The 15,101-nt window shown below is 63.5% G+C and carries 16 protein-coding genes; 6 read left to right on the forward strand and 10 right to left on the reverse strand.

Annotation, left to right across the window (positions count from 1 at the left end; translation table 11 throughout):
* The 3 genes from CAER_RS0111825 (at position 1) to CAER_RS0111835 (ending at position 2,558) form a co-directional block, all read left to right on the forward strand.
* Positions 1-573 carry a cob(I)yrinic acid a,c-diamide adenosyltransferase gene (locus CAER_RS0111825; protein ID WP_027235556.1) on the forward strand — a complete coding sequence of 191 codons (573 nt, stop codon included), beginning with the start codon at positions 1-3 and terminating at the stop codon, positions 571-573.
* 297 nt (positions 574-870) lie between these two features.
* Positions 871-1,629, forward strand: coding sequence for an electron transfer flavoprotein subunit beta/FixA family protein (locus CAER_RS0111830; RefSeq protein WP_027235557.1), 759 nt, complete (start codon positions 871-873; stop codon positions 1,627-1,629).
* The gene (locus CAER_RS0111835; RefSeq protein ID WP_027235558.1) at positions 1,629-2,558 is read left to right on the forward strand and encodes an electron transfer flavoprotein subunit alpha/FixB family protein; all 930 of its coding nucleotides are present in this window, start codon (positions 1,629-1,631) and stop codon (positions 2,556-2,558) included. The genes CAER_RS0111830 and CAER_RS0111835 overlap by 1 nt, the downstream gene beginning before the upstream one ends.
* Before the next feature lie 70 nt (positions 2,559-2,628).
* Here CAER_RS0111835 and CAER_RS0111840 read toward each other — a convergent pair whose 3' ends face one another.
* On the reverse strand, positions 2,629-3,453 hold the full coding sequence (locus tag CAER_RS0111840; protein WP_027235559.1) for a DUF6473 family protein: 825 nt from the start codon (positions 3,451-3,453) through the stop codon (positions 2,629-2,631).
* Positions 3,454-3,606: 153 nt separating this feature from the next.
* Between CAER_RS0111840 and CAER_RS0111845 the strand changes: the two genes are divergently transcribed.
* Positions 3,607-4,482 carry a 3-hydroxybutyryl-CoA dehydrogenase gene (locus CAER_RS0111845; protein WP_027235560.1) on the forward strand — a complete coding sequence of 292 codons (876 nt, stop codon included), beginning with the start codon at positions 3,607-3,609 and terminating at the stop codon, positions 4,480-4,482.
* A 107-nt stretch (positions 4,483-4,589) separates the two neighbouring features.
* On the opposite strand, the gene CAER_RS0111850 is transcribed toward CAER_RS0111845, so the two are convergent.
* The 7 genes from CAER_RS0111850 to CAER_RS0111880 are packed head-to-tail and all read right to left on the reverse strand — an operon-like array spanning position 4,590 to position 9,984.
* Positions 4,590-5,483 (reverse strand): lysophospholipid acyltransferase family protein, encoded by an 894-nt coding sequence (locus CAER_RS0111850; RefSeq protein ID WP_027235561.1) that lies wholly within the window; start codon positions 5,481-5,483, stop codon positions 4,590-4,592.
* Between the two features lie 32 nt (positions 5,484-5,515).
* Entirely contained in the window at positions 5,516-5,785 is a 270-nt protein-coding gene (locus CAER_RS0111855; RefSeq protein ID WP_027235562.1) for an HPr family phosphocarrier protein, read from the reverse strand.
* Positions 5,786-6,193, reverse strand: a complete 408-nt coding sequence (locus CAER_RS0111860; protein WP_027235563.1) for a PTS sugar transporter subunit IIA — start codon at positions 6,191-6,193, stop codon at positions 5,786-5,788.
* Positions 6,190-7,080, reverse strand: a complete 891-nt coding sequence (gene rapZ, locus CAER_RS0111865; protein WP_027235564.1) for an RNase adapter RapZ — start codon at positions 7,078-7,080, stop codon at positions 6,190-6,192. Before rapZ ends, CAER_RS0111860 begins: the two co-directional genes overlap by 4 nt.
* Positions 7,073-7,510: an HPr kinase/phosphorylase gene (locus tag CAER_RS0111870; RefSeq protein ID WP_027235565.1), complete on the reverse strand. Its 438-nt coding sequence runs from the start codon at positions 7,508-7,510 to the stop codon at positions 7,073-7,075. Before CAER_RS0111870 ends, rapZ begins: the two co-directional genes overlap by 8 nt.
* A gap of 3 nt (positions 7,511-7,513) precedes the next feature.
* Positions 7,514-9,229, reverse strand: coding sequence for a sensor histidine kinase (locus tag CAER_RS0111875; RefSeq protein WP_027235566.1), 1,716 nt, complete (start codon positions 9,227-9,229; stop codon positions 7,514-7,516).
* A gap of 50 nt (positions 9,230-9,279) precedes the next feature.
* Complete coding sequence (locus CAER_RS0111880; RefSeq protein WP_027235567.1) at positions 9,280-9,984, reverse strand: response regulator transcription factor; 705 nt, start codon at positions 9,982-9,984, stop codon at positions 9,280-9,282.
* A gap of 344 nt (positions 9,985-10,328) precedes the next feature.
* Between CAER_RS0111880 and CAER_RS0111885 the strand changes: the two genes are divergently transcribed.
* A complete protein-coding gene (locus tag CAER_RS0111885) occupies positions 10,329-11,927 on the forward strand; it encodes a phosphoenolpyruvate carboxykinase (protein ID WP_027235568.1) in 1,599 nt (532 codons plus the stop codon).
* A 172-nt stretch (positions 11,928-12,099) separates the two neighbouring features.
* A complete protein-coding gene (locus CAER_RS27940; RefSeq protein ID WP_051357774.1) occupies positions 12,100-12,777 on the forward strand; it encodes a methyl-accepting chemotaxis protein in 678 nt (225 codons plus the stop codon).
* Here the strand turns inward: CAER_RS27940 and dgt are convergent.
* On the reverse strand, positions 12,774-14,129 hold the full coding sequence (gene dgt / locus CAER_RS0111895) for a dGTP triphosphohydrolase (RefSeq protein ID WP_209320201.1): 1,356 nt from the start codon (positions 14,127-14,129) through the stop codon (positions 12,774-12,776). The two genes, CAER_RS27940 and dgt, sit on opposite strands and share 4 nt — an antisense overlap.
* A gap of 63 nt (positions 14,130-14,192) precedes the next feature.
* Positions 14,193-15,089, reverse strand: coding sequence for a cation diffusion facilitator family transporter (locus tag CAER_RS0111900; RefSeq protein ID WP_027235570.1), 897 nt, complete (start codon positions 15,087-15,089; stop codon positions 14,193-14,195).
* Positions 15,090-15,101: the final 12 nt, after the last annotated feature.

Here is a 15,101-nt window from a genome sequence, read left to right on the forward strand (position 1 = left end):
ATGGTCGTTCTGAACAAAATCTACACCCGCACCGGCGACAAGGGCGAAACCGCCCTGGGCAACGGCGAACGCGTGGCCAAGCATTCGGCCCGCGTCAACGCCTATGGCACCTCGGATGAGCTGAACTCCTTTGTCGGGGTGGCCCGGCTGGAGGCGGACGGCGAGATGGACGCGGCGCTGGCGCGCATTCAGAACGATCTGTTCGACCTGGGCGCCGATCTGTGCCGCCCGGAGATGGAAAAGGACGCGGATGCCGAATACCCGCCGCTGCGGGTTGCGGTGGCGCAGGTCGAGCGGCTGGAGGCCGAGATCGACGTGATGAACAAGGATCTGGAGGCGCTGCGCAGCTTTATCCTGCCGGGCGGGTCCAAACTGGCGGCGCATCTGCATGTCTGCCGCACCGTGGCGCGCCGGGCCGAACGGCTGGCCACCGACCTGAGCACCGCAGAGGACGTGAACCCGGCTGCGGTGAAATACCTGAACCGTCTCAGCGACTGGTTCTTTGTCGCGGCCCGCGTGGCCAACAACGGCGGCAAGGACGACGTTCTGTGGGTTCCCGGCGCCAACCGCTGAGGGCCCCTGCCCCGGCCGGATCCCTCCCTGATTCGCCCTTTGGCGCCGGATTCTGGCGAATCCGGTGCCAAACGCGTCATGCGCTACCGCGGTGCCTTGCCGTTGCGGCAGGCGGATTTCCTAGCGGAAACATTCTTGCAAAAATGATGTTCCAAATGAGCATACGCGACGTCGGCGTGCGCTAACGTGACGATTTTGCCCTGTTGCAGGCGCACACCAGCCGGTATCAACGCTGCGAGAGCATAGAGGGGGAGTCGCCCTGGGGCGGCTTGCCGTTTGTTAAGGAGAGAACGCAAAATGAAGGTACTTGTGCCTGTCAAACGCGTGATTGACTACAACGTGAAAGTCCGCGTCAAAGCGGACGGCAGCGGTGTCGATCTCGCCAACGTCAAAATGTCGATGAACCCCTTCGACGAAATCGCCGTTGAAGAAGCCATCCGCCTGAAGGAAGCCGGCAAGGCTGACGAGGTTGTTGCGGTTTCGATCGGCGTGAAGCAGGCCCAGGAAACCCTGCGCACCGCGCTGGCGATGGGTGCGGACCGCGCCATCCTGGTGGTTGCTGCCGACGACGTGCACACCGACATTGAGCCGCTGGCGGTTGCCAAGATCCTGGCCAAAGTGGTCGAGGAAGAGCAGCCCGGCATCGTGCTCTGCGGCAAGCAGGCGATCGACAACGACATGAACGCCACCGGCCAGATGCTGTCGGCGCTGTTGGGCTGGTCCCAGGGCACCTTTGCCTCTGAGCTGGACATCGAGGGCGAGACCGCCAAGGTCACCCGCGAGGTCGACGGCGGCCTGCAGACCATTTCCGTGAAGATGCCCGCCATCATCACCGTGGACCTGCGCCTGAACGAGCCGCGCTATGCGTCGCTGCCGAACATCATGAAGGCGAAGAAAAAGCCGCTGGACGAGAAAACCGCCGCCGACTACGGCGTCGACGTCACGCCGCGCCTGGAAATCGTCGAAACCAAAGAGCCGCCGGCACGCGCCGCAGGCATCGTGGTTGGTTCCGTCGACGAACTGGTTGAGAAACTCAAAGAAGCGGGGGCTGTGTAATGGCTGTTCTTCTCCTTGCTGAAGTGACCGACGGCGCGCTGGCGCTGGACGCAACCGCCAAAGCCGTTGCCGCAGCCTCCAAACTGGGCGACGTGACCGTTCTGGCCGCTGGCGCCTCTGCTGCTGCGGCTGGCGAAGAAGCCGCCAAGATCGCAGGCGTTGCCAAGGTCCTGGTTGCCGAAGATGCGTCGCTGGGCCACCGCCTGGCGGAGCCGACCGCGGCCCTGATCGCCGGCCTGGCCTCCGACTATGAGCACATCGTTGCGCCGGCCACCACCGACGCCAAGAACGTGCTGCCGCGCGTCGCGGCCCTGCTGGACGTGATGGTGATCTCGGATGTGTCCGGCGTTGTCGACGGCAACACCTTCGAGCGCCCGATCTACGCCGGCAACGCGATCCAGACCGTGAAGTCGAACGACGCCAAGAAAGTCGTCTCCTTCCGCACCGCGTCCTTCGACGCGGCCGGCGAAGGCGGTTCCGCATCCGTGGAAACCATCTCTGCCGCTGAAAACCCGGGCCTGTCCGAGTGGGTCGAAGACAAGGTTGCCGAAAGCGACCGTCCCGAGCTGACCTCGGCCGGGATCGTTGTCTCCGGCGGCCGTGGCGTTGGCTCCGAGGAAGACTTCAAACTGATCGAAAACCTGGCCGACAAGCTGGGCGCGGCAGTGGGCGCATCCCGCGCCGCGGTCGACTCGGGCTATGCCCCGAACGACTGGCAGGTTGGCCAGACCGGCAAGGTTGTTGCCCCGGACCTGTATATCGCTGTCGGCATCTCCGGCGCCATTCAGCACCTGGCCGGCATGAAAGACTCCAAGGTCATCGTGGCGATCAACAAGGACGAAGAAGCACCGATCTTCCAGGTTGCGGACTTCGGCCTGGTTGCCGACCTGTTCGAAGCCGTCCCGGCGCTGACCGAAAAGCTGGGCTAAGCCCTGCTGGACCGCTGAAAAACACAAAGGCCCGCCATTTGGCGGGCCTTTTCAGTTCCCAGAGCTGGCGCTATTTCTCCGGGAGCAACGGCTCCAGGCGGGCCGACAGGGCCTCGGCGATTCGCAGATGCTCCTTGGGGCCGATCATGTGACGCGCTGCCGGCAGCTCCATCTGGCCGAAGACCATGCCGGCGATGTCATGCGCCGCCGCAGCGGATTCGGCCCGGAACTCCAGGATCCCCTGCACCTTTGGACGCAGCGCATCCGCCATTGAACGGTCCACCAGTACCGGCTCTTCCGGGAATCCGGTGTCGGCATCTAACTGGTAGCGCAGCCACAGCAGCAGCACACGGCCGTCCAGCGCTTCGATCAGGGTGCTCATCCTTTCTACCCAGCTGCGCTGCAGCTGTTCGCGCACCTGTTCGAACCGCTGGCCGGAGATGTCCCGGAGGGTGCAGAGCAAGTGCTTGTTGAAGTGGAATTCGGTAAAGTCCACCTCCGGATACAGCGTCTTGAGCGCGGGCTTTGCCTGCAGGAAGCGGTCATTGCGGCGCGGATGCACCCGGTAATACGGGTTTGAGATGTTCTGCGCGCCCAGCATCTGCATCACCGAGACCTGCGCATCCCTGGCGATGCCGATCAAGGATTCGTCCTGCGCGAAACTGTCCAGCCCGGCGTTCACACTGCCCAGGTTGATGCAATCCACGCCAAGCCGGCTTTGCAGGGAGTCGACAAAGGGAAATTCAACGAATCGCCCGTACACTTCGGTTCCACCAAGAAAGGCAACATAAGGCGCATCCAACGACCGTTGCGGCCCCCGCACCAGCAGCCTGGATTGCCCATATCTGCATGGTTCCCCCGAAAGCGCCCCCGCGCTTTTGAGTTCATAGCTCATTTCACCACCAATTTTTCACCCGAGACTCACTCTGGAGGCGAAGCATTGCAATTTCCCTAAAGTGAGAATTTGCCTCAAATCCGACCAAGCTGCTCTTGTGCCCGCCCTTCCCCGGCCAGTAAGGTTGCGGCAGATATTTCAGGAGCCTGAGGCATGGAAATTCAGAAGGTTGGTGTGATCGGCGCCGGGCAGATGGGCAATGGTATTGCCCATGTCATGGCGCTTGCCGGGTATGATGTCGTGCTGAATGACGTCAGCCAGCAGGCGCTGGATGCCGCGCTGAGCCTCATTCACAAAAACATGGCCCGCCAGGCCAGCAAGGGAAAGATCTCCGAGGACGACGTGCAGGCAGCATTGGCACGGATCGTGCCGTCGCTGACGCTGGCCGATATTGGCGCGACCGATCTGGTGATTGAGGCCGCCACCGAACGGGAAACCGTCAAGCAGGCTATTTTCGAGGATCTGCAGCCGCATCTGAAACCGCACACGATCCTGACGTCTAACACGTCGTCGATCTCGATCACCCGTCTGGCCAGCCGGACCGACCGGCCGGAGCGCTTTATGGGGTTCCACTTCATGAACCCGGTGCCGGTGATGCAGCTGGTGGAGCTGATCCGCGGCATCGCCACCGATGAGCCGACGTTCAAGGCGTGCCAGGATGTGGTGGCGCGGCTGGGTAAGACTTCTGCCAGCGCAGAAGACTTCCCGGCGTTCATCGTCAACCGCATCCTGATGCCGATGATCAACGAGGCGGTCTATACGCTGTACGAGGGCGTGGGGTCGGTGAAGTCGATCGACGAATCGATGAAGCTGGGCGCCAACCACCCGATGGGGCCGCTGGAGCTGGCGGATTTCATCGGGCTGGACACCTGCCTGGCCATCATGAACGTGCTGCACGATGGGCTGGCGGACACCAAATACCGCCCCTGCCCGCTGCTGACCAAATATGTCGAGGCCGGATGGCTGGGCCGCAAGACCCAGCGCGGATTCTACGACTACCGTGGTGAAACCCCGGTGCCGACACGCTGATCCTGAGCGGCGGAAGGGGGGCGCTGCCCCCTCTTGGCCTCGCGGCCAATTCACCCCCGGGATGTTTTCAGCCAGATGAAGAGGCGGACCTGCGTCGCGCCTGTTTTTCAGCCCTGCTTGCCGAGGCTGAGCGTATGCTCGCGCAGCCAGGCCATGAAGCCGCGCGGGTCGCTGTGCAGCTTTTCCATCTGCGCGTCGGTCAGCGGTTTGCCGACCACCGGCGCCTGCGGCTTGTTGCAGGAGCGCACGATTTCATGCAGCAGGAGGCCCTGGCGCAGGATCGGAGAGATCTGGCAGGCGATCTGGTACCAGCGCGAGTTTGAGCCCGGGAAGTAAATCGGCACCACCCGGGCGCCGGAGCGGCGGATCAGCTGGGCGGTGAAGACATTCCATTCACGTTCGATGGCCGGCCCGAACCAGCTGTCGGACGACATCACCACCCCCGAGGGGAACAGTGCCACGGCGCCGCCGTCCTTGAGAAACGCCATGGTCTTGGCGCGCATGTCGACCATCTTGCGCTGCGCGTCGGGGTCATGCGGGAAGGGTACCGGGATCATGAAAGAGGTCGCGGCCTCATCCAGCCCGGTCAGCACCGAGCGGGTCAGAATGCGGTAATCCAGGCGGCGGCGGCCGATGAGGTCGGCGAAGATCATGCCGTCGACCATCCCGTGCGGGTGGTTGGCGACGATCACCACCGGACCGTCGGCGGGGATATTTTCGATCTGCTCCTGCGGCGTCTGCAGTTCGATGCCCATGGTGTTGAGGGCCCCGCGCCAGAACTTCTGGCCGCGGTATTCGGCGTTCTGCTTTTCGAATTTGCTGACCATGCGCAAAATCGTCAGCTTGCCGGTCAGCCATTCGATGGTCTTTATCGCCAAGGAGGTCCAGCGGTCATCGAAGGAGTTGGCATAGGTCAGCGTGCGGCGGTCATAGACCTCGCCCGTCTGCTCAGCGGTATCAGATGCGATGCCGGTGTTCCTGTCGTGTGCGGTATCCGCCAATGTGCTCTTCCCGTTCCGCTGCCGGCGCGGGCCTAGTAGCCCTCGCCGAACTTGTCGGCCACCAGGGCCTCCAGCGCATGCGCCAGCGCATCAGCATCGGGCCCCGAAGTCTCGACGTCAATAGTCGTTCCTTTCGAGGCTGCCAACATCAAAAGGCCCATAATGCTGTCACCGGAGGCGGACAGCCCGTCCTTTATCACTTCAGCCGAGGCGTCAAACCCTTCCACCACCTCCACCAGCTTGGCCGAGGCCCGGGCGTGCAGCCCTTTTTCGTTGATGATTTTCAGCGTCTTCAGAGCCATTTAGTGTGCCTGCTCCCCGTCAGGGTTTACGTTTTGCGCGTTGATATACTTGCGCCCGGCCTCCATGGCCTGCCGGACCGCGTCGGCCACCGGCAAGTGGCGGGATTTTGCCAGTTTGATCAGCATCGGCAGGTTGGCTCCATAGAGAATGCGGCGGTCAGGCGGTGCGCAGGCCTTGAGGCTGAGGTTGGAGGGCGATCCGCCGAACAGGTCTGTCACAACCACAACGCCGCCGCCGGTGTCGACTTCATTGGCCGCCACGCAAATCTCGTCCTGCTTGCCCTCCCGGTCGTCATCGGGACCGATGGCGATGGCCACCAGGCTGGGCTGCGGACCCACAACGTGTTCCACCGCGGCGAGGTACTCCTTCGCCAGCCCGCCATGCGCTACGATCACAATCCCGATCAACCCGGCCTCTCACTTTTTCGCTGGCCTTGCAGCTCGCGGTGTCTAATTGACACTTGCTGGCCGTCTTCTGCAAGGGCCTTGGCCAGGGATTCCGCCATCGTCACCGATCTGTGCTGGCCGCCGGTGCAGCCGAAGGCGATGGAGAGATGCGACTTCCCCTCGTCCCGGTAGGCGGGCAGCAGCAACCGGGTCATATCCAGCACCCGGGAGAAGAACGGCTCATAAAGAGGGTCTGCCTTGACGTAGTCCTGAACCGCCTGGTCCTCGCCGCTCAGATGCCGCAGCGCCGGCTCCCAATAGGGGTTTGCCAGGAACCGGCAATCGAACACCATGTCGATCCCATGCGGCATCCCGCGTTTGTAGGAGAAGCTTTGCACCGACAGCGCCAGCGCCCTGCCCTCCGGCGCGAACCAGCGTTCGATCTCGGCCTTCAGCTGGTGGACGTTCATCTCCGATGTGTCCAGCAGGATATCGGCGCGGTCGCGGATCGGCGCCATCAGGTCAAGTTCGCGGCGCACGCCCTCGCCCGGAGATTCGGCGGGCGCCAGCGGGTGGCGGCGGCGGGTTTCCGAATAGCGGCGCAAGAGCACGTCAGGCTGCGAATCGAGATAGAGAACAGTCAGTTCCGCCTCACGGCGGCCGGCCAGCATGTCGATCACATCCAGCAGCGCCCGCGGCGAGAAATCCCGGTTGCGGCTGTCAAGCCCCAGCGCCATCGGCCGCGGCTCGGCGGCAGCATCAATCAAGCCGGGCAGCAGCCGCAGCGGCAGGTTGTCGATGGCCTCGAAACCGAGATCCTCCAGCACGTTGATGGCTGTGGTCCGCCCGGCGCCCGATGGGCCGGTCACCAGAACCACAGGCACCGCCTTCTTGCCGGGATCAGGCATCGGGGTCCAAGGCTCCGCATCTGAGGAATTGCATCAGCGCCGGGGCGAAATGGGCGCCGTCCACACGTTTCAGGCGGATCACCTCCTGCTCCAGCAGCCGGGCGGTCTGGCGCACCGGCAGCCGGTCGGTCTCCGTTTCGTCCAAGTCCACCAGCGCCACCACAGGAACAGGGCTGCGGATCTGGGCGTGAAGAAGCCCCATGCAGCGGGCCTCAACCAGGCCGCGGATCGGCTCCGGCGCGCTGGCAACGACCTGCGCGTGCAGGAGCTGCAGCAGCACCCGGTCATCGGCGACCAGCTGGGCGCCATAGGCCATCAGCTGCAGCGCCAGCGCCGACTTCCCCTGCCCGGAGGTACCGGTGATCAAAAGCCCCCGCCCCTCCAGTGCGACGCAGGAGGCATGCAGGATGAGGCTTTCCGTATCAGGCATGATTTACACCGGCAGGCCGACCACAAAGCGCGCGCCCAGAGGTTCAGAAGTCACATCAGCCTCGGTCGGGCGGATATTCTCGGCCCAGATGACACCGCCATGCGCCTCGACGATCTGCTTGGAGATCGCCAGGCCCAGGCCGGAGTTATTACCGAAATGCTCCACCGGGCGCTGCGAGTAGAAGCGTTTGAAAATCTTGGACAGCGCCTGGTCCGGGATGCCAGGGCCGGTGTCCTCGACCACCACCAGCACCCGGTTGGCGCGGCGGCGCGCCCAGACGCGGATTGCGTCGCCCTCCTCGCAGAAGGAGATGGCGTTGGTGATCAGGTTGACGAAGACCTGCGCCAGCCGGGCTTCCAGCCCCTGCAAGCGGATGGGCTGGGCCGGCAGATCGGTGATATAGTCGATCCCCTTGGCGCGGGCGTCTTCGCCCAGGTACTGGTTCAGATTGCCCAGCATGGCCAGCAGGTCGAAATCCTCTTCCTCCTCCTTGACCAGCTCGGCGTCGAGCCGCGAGGCGTTGGAAATATCGCTCACCAGACGGTCCAGGCGGCGCACGTCGTGTTCGATCACATCCATCAGCTTCTCGCGCTGATCGTCGCGCTTGACCATGCGCAGGGTGCCGACGGCGGACTGCAGGCTGGCCAGGGGGTTCTTGATTTCATGCGCCACATCGGCAGCGAACTGTTCGTTGCTGTCGATGCGGGAATAAAGCGCCTTGACCATGCCGCGCAAGGCGCGGCTGAGGCGGCCGATCTCATCCGGGCGGGCGGAGAGGTCGGGAATGCGGATGCGGCCCGGGCTGGACCTGCGGCTGCCGCGGTCGCGGCCCAGTTCAGCGGCCTCGGCCAGATCGGCCAGCGGATTGGCGATTGTGGAGGCCAGCACCAGGCTGAGGCCGACCGAGACCAGCAGGGCAACGACGAACATCTGCAGCACCCGCTCCTGCTCGCCGCGCACCAGGGCGTCCACTTCGCCGGTGGGCGATGTCAGTGCAATCACACCGACAGCCTGCCCGTTGTGGAGGATCGGGGTTGCCGCCGAAATCACCCGGCTGCCGCTGGTGTCGACCACGGTTTCAACCCCGGTGCCGCCATTCATTGCCCTGTCGACCAGCCCGCCCAGCCGCTCTTCCAGCGCCGGGCCGGAGCTGCCTGTGCTGCCGGCAGGCGCAGTGCTGCCGCCGGCAATACCCCACAGGGCGGACAGCGCATCGCTGATCAGGGTCCGGCTCCTGCCGCTGTCATTCAGCACATTCAGGGCATCGCTGCGGTCGATTCCCTTGATGCTGGAAATCAGATTGCCTGTGGTGTCGAAGACAAAAGCCTCGACGCCGCCGCGCAGGCTGAGCCGGGCCAGCGTGTCCTCGGCCCGAATGCCATCACCGGCGGCAAAGCTGACCGCGCCTGCGGCAGGCATTTCCGCCTCGAACACATCTGCAGCCAGCATCGCCTCAGAGACCAGCGCACCCGCGCGCTGCTGCACCAGGCTTTGGCGCGAGGAATTCAGATACAGAATGCCGGTGACCAGAATGATCAGCGCGATCAGGTTGAAGGTAATGATCTTGCGGGTCAGCGGCGAGCCTTTGAGCGACAGCAGACCGCGGCGCGCGCGTTTGACCTGCATCTCGCGCGTCACGGATTGCTCGGGGGTGACCCAATCCTCCCCCAAGACAACATCGCCGTCCTGCTGGCGTTGCACTATGCTGGTATCGCGCATGCGCGCCCACTCCTCCGGCCGGGGGCTTTTGCCCCGCTCAAACGTGCCGCCTATTCTTCATTATAACGGTAACCGATTCCATAAAGAGTTTCGATTGCCGCAAATTCCGCATCTGCGCTGCGCATTTTCTTCCGCAGACGCTTGATATGGCTGTCGATGGTGCGGTCGTCCACATAAACCTGGTCATCATAGGCCACATCCATCAGCTGGTCGCGGCTTTTGACAAAACCCGGCCGCTGGGCCAGCGCCTGCAGCAGCAGGAATTCGGTCACGGTCAGCGACACATCCTTGCCCTTCCAGCTGACCGCGTGGCGCAGCGGGTCCATCCGCAGATTGCCCCGTTCCATCACCTTGGTCTCCGGGCTGCTGGTGCCGGCGGCATCGCTGCTGATCGCCTCCTGGCGGCGCAGTAAGGCCCGGATCCGTTCCACCAGAAGCCGCTGCGAGAAGGGTTTCTTGACATAATCGTCAGCGCCCATGCGCAAACCCAGCACCTCGTCGATCTCGTCGTCCTTGGAGGTGAGGAAGATCACCGGCATCTGGGTTTTCTGGCGCAGCCGCTGCAGCAGGTCCATGCCATCCATCCGCGGCATCTTGATGTCCAGCACCGCCATGTCCGGCAGCTTCTTGTTGAACGCATCCAGCGCCGCCTGGCCGTCGTTATAGGTTTCGACCTCAAAGCCCTCGGCCTCAAGCGTCATGGAAACCGATGTCAGGATGTTCCTGTCATCGTCAACCAAAGCAATCTTTGACATTGGAATTGCCCCTAATCTGCTCTGTTCTCTGTTTTGTTTTAGCCACTTTCATCGCCGTTCTGATGCGCCGAATCAATCCCATTTGGGGAATCGCCGCGATCTTTGGGCTCCATTGGGGCAAAAATACCTTAGCGTCTGCTGAACAAGCGGGCGCTTTTCCCCATTGCAAATAATGGTTGCGCTAAACATCGCCTTGGTGGCGCTAACTAGGGGAGGCCGGCCTGTTCACCGCCCAAAACGCCATGCTAAGACCCCGCCACCGGCAGCGATGCCGTTTTCTATTGCCCCAATGGCGCAGCCGCGCAGCCTGCGTGCCGCCCGCGCCGCCACAGGAGAAAAAACGCATGACATCTGGACGGGTTAACCCGCAATTCCGCCTCGAAGATCAGGGCATCGAGGGTCTGGGAAATGTCTATTACAACTTCATGGAGCCGGCGCTGATCGAAGCCGCGCTGAAGCGCGGCGAAGGCACGCTGGGCAATGGCGGCGCCTTCCTCGTGACCACCGGCAAATTCACCGGCCGCTCGCCCAAGGACAAACATGTCGTGAAAACCGACAGCGTCCGCGACACCATCTGGTGGGATAACAATGCCGCGATGAGCCCCGAGGGCTTTGACGCACTGTACGCCGACATGCTGGAGCACATGAAGGGCAAGGACTACTATGTCCAGGACCTGGTGGGCGGTGCCGACCCGGCGCATGCGATCAACGTCCGCATGGTGACCGAACTGGCCTGGCACAACCTGTTTATCCGCACCATGCTGCGCCGCCCGGACCGCGAAGACTTGGATGATTTCATCGCCGACTTCACCGTTATCAACTGCCCGAGCTTCCAGGCTGATCCCAAGCGGCACGACTGCCGTTCTGAGACCATCATCGCGATGAACTTCGACCGCAAAATGATCCTGATCGGCGGCACCGAGTACGCGGGTGAGAACAAGAAATCGGTGTTCACCCTGCTGAACTACCTGCTGCCGGAAAAAGGCATCATGCCGATGCACTGCTCCGCCAACCACGCCAAGGGCAATCCGGTCGACACTGCCGTGTTCTTCGGCCTCTCCGGGACCGGCAAGACCACCCTGTCCGCCGACCCCGACCGCGTGCTGATCGGCGATGACGAGCATGGCTGGGCCGACAACGGCACCTTCAACTTTGAAGGCGGCTGCTATGCCAAGACCATCAACCTGAACCCCGAGGCAGAGCCGGAAATCTATGCGACCACCTCCAAATTCGGCACCGTGATCGAAAACATGGTGTTTGACGAGGAAACCAAGGAGCTGGATTTCAACGACGACAGCCTGACCGCCAACATGCGCTGCGCCTACCCGCTGCATTACATCTCCAATGCATCGGAAAGCGCCCGCGGCGGCCACCCGAAGAACATCATCATGCTGACCTGTGATGCGTTCGGCGTGCTGCCTCCGATCTCGCGGCTGACACCGGCGCAGGCGATGTATCACTTCCTGTCGGGCTTCACCTCCAAGGTGGCCGGAACCGAGCGCGGCGTGACCGAGCCGGAGCCGACCTTCTCCACCTGCTTTGGCGCGCCCTTCATGCCGCGCCGCCCCGAGGTCTACGGCAACCTGCTGCGCGAAAAGATCGCCCAGCACGGCGCGACCTGCTGGCTGGTGAACACCGGCTGGACCGGCGGCGCCTACGGCGTTGGCAGCCGGATGCCGATCAAGGCCACCCGCGCGCTGCTGACCGCTGCGCTGGACGGCTCGCTGGCTGAAGCCGAGTTCCGCAAAGACGGCAACTTCGGCTTTGACGTGCCGGTCACCGTGCCGGGCGTGCCGGAAGTGCTGCTGGACCCGCGCCGCACCTGGGATGATCAGGAGGCCTATGACCGTCAGGCGGCCAAGCTGGTGCAGATGTTCTCTGACAACTTCGAGCAGTATCTGCCGTTCATCGACGAGGACGTGAAGGCCGCAGCCATCGGCTGATGCCTTCGAATTCCTCTGAGGAAAGAAAACCCCGGCCTCTGTGCTGGGGTTTTTCACTTCAGGAAACTTATTTTCCAGTAAACACTTCCTTAACCCTTCCGGCGCAAACCTTCCGCAAGCGCAGATTTGCGGCTGTTTTACAGATTTTCGCGCCGCAGCCAGGGAGGGCAGAATGGATAAAGAGGCTTTGACCGTTTTCAACAGCATCTTCAGCACCGGCAGCGCATTTGTGTACCGTTGTGCAAATGACGAGAACTTCACCATGAAATTCATGGCGGGACAGGTTGAAAAACTCTGCGGCTGCCCGAAATCGGATATTCTTGGGAACGCGAAGGTGTCCTACGCCGGCCTGACCCATGCAGATGACATCGACCGCGTCTTTGCCGATGTGGACGCAGCCATTGAAGCGAAAGCGAACTGGGATGTCGCCTACCGGCTCAGCCAGCCCGACGGCTCCGAAGCCTGGGTGCGCGAGCGCGGTAATGCGGTTTATGACGACAACGGCGAAATGGTCTACCTGGAGGGGCTGGTGGTGGATGCTTCGGCCGAGGTCAATCTGCGCAAGGAACTGCAAGAGACCTTGAACCGCACCGAAGAGGCCAATGCCGAGATCATTGATCTGGCGGAAAACATCCTGCGGTCTGTGCAGAAACTGTCCATCCTGGCAATCAACGCCGGGATCGAGGCCGCGCGGGCGGGAAAGGCGGGCCTGGGCTTTGCCTATCTTGCCCGGGAGATCAAGGCGCTAGCGGATGAGAACAACCGCTGGGCCAGCCGCATCACGGATACGATGGCACAGCGCAAGCGCGATGAGGCCCGGGAGGCAGCCGGCCAGGCAAAGGCCGGTTAGCGGGCCACCGATCCAGTGACCATATCCCGCACCTTGAGCGCATAGCGGTCAGTCATTCCGGAGACGAAATCGGCCAGCGAATGCATCGCGGAGTATGCGTCCTCAACTCCGCGCAGGTCCAGATCCACGGCACGGATCAGCTTGGCCCAATAGCCATGCCGCGCCTTCAGTTCGTCAGCGTCCCAGCCGCACGCGCCCAGATCGTCGTAAAGGCCGTGGAAATGGTCCAGCACCGAATGGAGGACCTGGCGCCCGGTGATCTCCAGCTCGGTCTTGCGGCGGGCGACAAAGATCCGCTGCTCTGACAGCTCTTTCAGGCGGGCAAAGGCCTGCGCCTTGGAGGAGACTTCCATCAGCCCGTCGTTAAACTCGCCCATCATGATGGCGTCGTAGTTCTCCACAAACGCCGTCACGGCGGCGTCGATCGACTGGCCGATGGCAAAGGCGCGCAGAAGCCCGATACGGTCGCGCATCGGCAGGCCGCGGTCCTCGTTCGGCTTCCCGACGATCCCTTCCAGCGCCTCGGCCACCTCGGCACGGTAAAGGTCGCCCATACTGGCCGCATCCTCGATATCCAGGATGCGGTAGCAGATGTCATCCGCTGCCTCGACCAGAAAGGCCAGCGGGTGCCGCCGCCGCCAGCCGCCCGGCTCGGCCGGCAGGCCCAGGGCATCGGCGGTCTCCTCAAACAGCTCCGCGTCCGACTGGAAAACGCCGAACTTCTTCAGGCCGACATAGGGCGCCTTGCCGGCGCCCGCCGCCTCATCCCGCACCAGGCGGGTGCAGGGATACTTCATGAACGCGCCCAGCGTCGCATAGCTGAGCCGCAGCCCGCCCTGCTGCTGGGCGTATTCCAAGCGCCCGACGATGCGGAAGCCCTGCGCGTTGCCCTCGAAATGCTCGAACTCGGCGCGCAGGTGCTGCGGCACTTGCGCCGCGATGCCGCGGCCGGACCGGAACTTCGCTGCGAACCAGCCGCCGATGCTGTCTTCGCCGGAGTGGCCAAACGGCGGGTTGCCGATGTCATGCACCAGGCAGGCGGCCTCTGCATGGCCTGCCAGCCGTGCCACCTGATCCGCCTGCAGGCTGCCGCGCTCCACCAGGGCAGCCCCTACGCCCGCGCCCAGCGAGCGGCCCACGCTGGCGGTTTCCATACTGTGGATCATCCGGTGGTGCACGTGGTCATGGTCATGCAGCGGATGCACCTGCGTCTTCTGTGCCAAACGCCGGAACGGCTCCGAAAACAGAATCCGGTCGTAATCCTGCAGGTAGGCCGGGCGTCCCGGTTTCTCGCCATACTCCGGCCGGCACAGCCGCCCGGGGTTCAGCAGCCTGTTCCACTCCATCGCCATGTGCCTGCTCCTTTGCCTGTTTGAGGGCGGTTAAAAGGGAGACAGCTAGGAAATGCAAACGCTTCAGCGCGGCGCGATCCCGGCGGGCTCCAGCTTGTGTTCGGGCTCCACGTGAATCACCGGCTGCACGTCAGGAATGGCGGCGCGCAGGGCGGCCTCGACCCGGTCGCAGATGTCATGGGCAGCGCGCACCGTCATGGCGCCGTCGACCACCATGTGGAACTCGACAAACAACGCACGTCCGGCGCGGCGGGTTTTGAGGCCGTGCACCTGCATCGCGCCATTTGCCGAGGCATGCAGTATCTCCTCGATCCGGGCGCGTTCCTCCGCCGGGGCGGCGGTGTCCATCAGGCCGCCGACGGAAGCGGCAATCACCAGCCAGCCCTCGCGCAGGATGTTGACGCCGACCAGCAGCGCCAGAAGCGGGTCGAGCACGGTCCAGCCTGTTGCCAGGGCCAGCCCCAGGCCGGCCAGAACCCCGGCGGAGGTCCAGACGTCGCTCATCAAGTGGCGGCCGCCTGCGGACAGCGCCGGGGATTTCAGGCGTGCGCCCGCCAGCAGCAGCATCCGCGCCCAAGCAAGATTCACCAGCATCGCCAGCGCGTTCACCACCATGCCGGCAGCACCCCAGTCGGCGGCGGCCGGGCGGGCCAGTGCGCTGATCGCCTCATGCAGGATCACCAGGGCGGCAATCACGATCAGGATGCCCTCGATCACCGCCGAGAAGTATTCGGCCTTGTGGTGGCCATAGGGATGGTCCGCGTCCGGGGGCCGCTGGGCATAGCGCACTGCAACCCAGGCCATCACCGCGCCGCCGATGTTGACCAGCGATTCCAGCGCGTCAGACAAGAGCGCCACGGAGCCGGTCATCATCCAGGCGGCGACCTTCAGCGCCATCACGGCCAGCGCGATCAGGATGGAGCCGGTTGCCAGCTGTTCTGCGCTGAGCCGTTGATGCATGGCGCCCCTGCC

This window comes from Leisingera caerulea DSM 24564 (assembly GCF_000473325.1).
Taxonomy (GTDB): domain Bacteria; phylum Pseudomonadota; class Alphaproteobacteria; order Rhodobacterales; family Rhodobacteraceae; genus Leisingera; species Leisingera caerulea.

Excerpts from the sequence above, each read along its gene's own strand:
- CAER_RS0111845 (WP_027235560.1), top strand. The coding sequence starts at position 3,607 with ATGGAAATTCAGAAGGTTGGTGTGATCGGCGCCGGGCAGATGGGCAAT.
- CAER_RS0111830 (WP_027235557.1), top strand. The coding sequence starts at position 871 with ATGAAGGTACTTGTGCCTGTCAAACGCGTGATTGACTACAACGTGAAA.
- CAER_RS0111900 (WP_027235570.1), bottom strand. The coding sequence starts at position 15,089 with ATGCATCAACGGCTCAGCGCAGAACAGCTGGCAACCGGCTCCATCCTG.
- CAER_RS27940 (WP_051357774.1), top strand. The coding sequence starts at position 12,100 with ATGGATAAAGAGGCTTTGACCGTTTTCAACAGCATCTTCAGCACCGGC.
- CAER_RS0111855 (WP_027235562.1), bottom strand. The coding sequence starts at position 5,785 with ATGGCTCTGAAGACGCTGAAAATCATCAACGAAAAAGGGCTGCACGCC.
- CAER_RS0111835 (WP_027235558.1), top strand. The coding sequence starts at position 1,629 with ATGGCTGTTCTTCTCCTTGCTGAAGTGACCGACGGCGCGCTGGCGCTG.
- CAER_RS0111885 (WP_027235568.1), top strand. The coding sequence starts at position 10,329 with ATGACATCTGGACGGGTTAACCCGCAATTCCGCCTCGAAGATCAGGGC.
- rapZ (WP_027235564.1), bottom strand. The coding sequence starts at position 7,080 with ATGCCTGATCCCGGCAAGAAGGCGGTGCCTGTGGTTCTGGTGACCGGC.
- dgt (WP_209320201.1), bottom strand. The coding sequence starts at position 14,129 with ATGGCGATGGAGTGGAACAGGCTGCTGAACCCCGGGCGGCTGTGCCGG.
- CAER_RS0111880 (WP_027235567.1), bottom strand. The coding sequence starts at position 9,984 with ATGTCAAAGATTGCTTTGGTTGACGATGACAGGAACATCCTGACATCG.
- CAER_RS0111825 (WP_027235556.1), top strand. The coding sequence starts at position 1 with ATGGTCGTTCTGAACAAAATCTACACCCGCACCGGCGACAAGGGCGAA.
- CAER_RS0111840 (WP_027235559.1), bottom strand. The coding sequence starts at position 3,453 with ATGAGCTATGAACTCAAAAGCGCGGGGGCGCTTTCGGGGGAACCATGC.
- CAER_RS0111875 (WP_027235566.1), bottom strand. The coding sequence starts at position 9,229 with ATGCGCGATACCAGCATAGTGCAACGCCAGCAGGACGGCGATGTTGTC.
- CAER_RS0111870 (WP_027235565.1), bottom strand. The coding sequence starts at position 7,510 with ATGCCTGATACGGAAAGCCTCATCCTGCATGCCTCCTGCGTCGCACTG.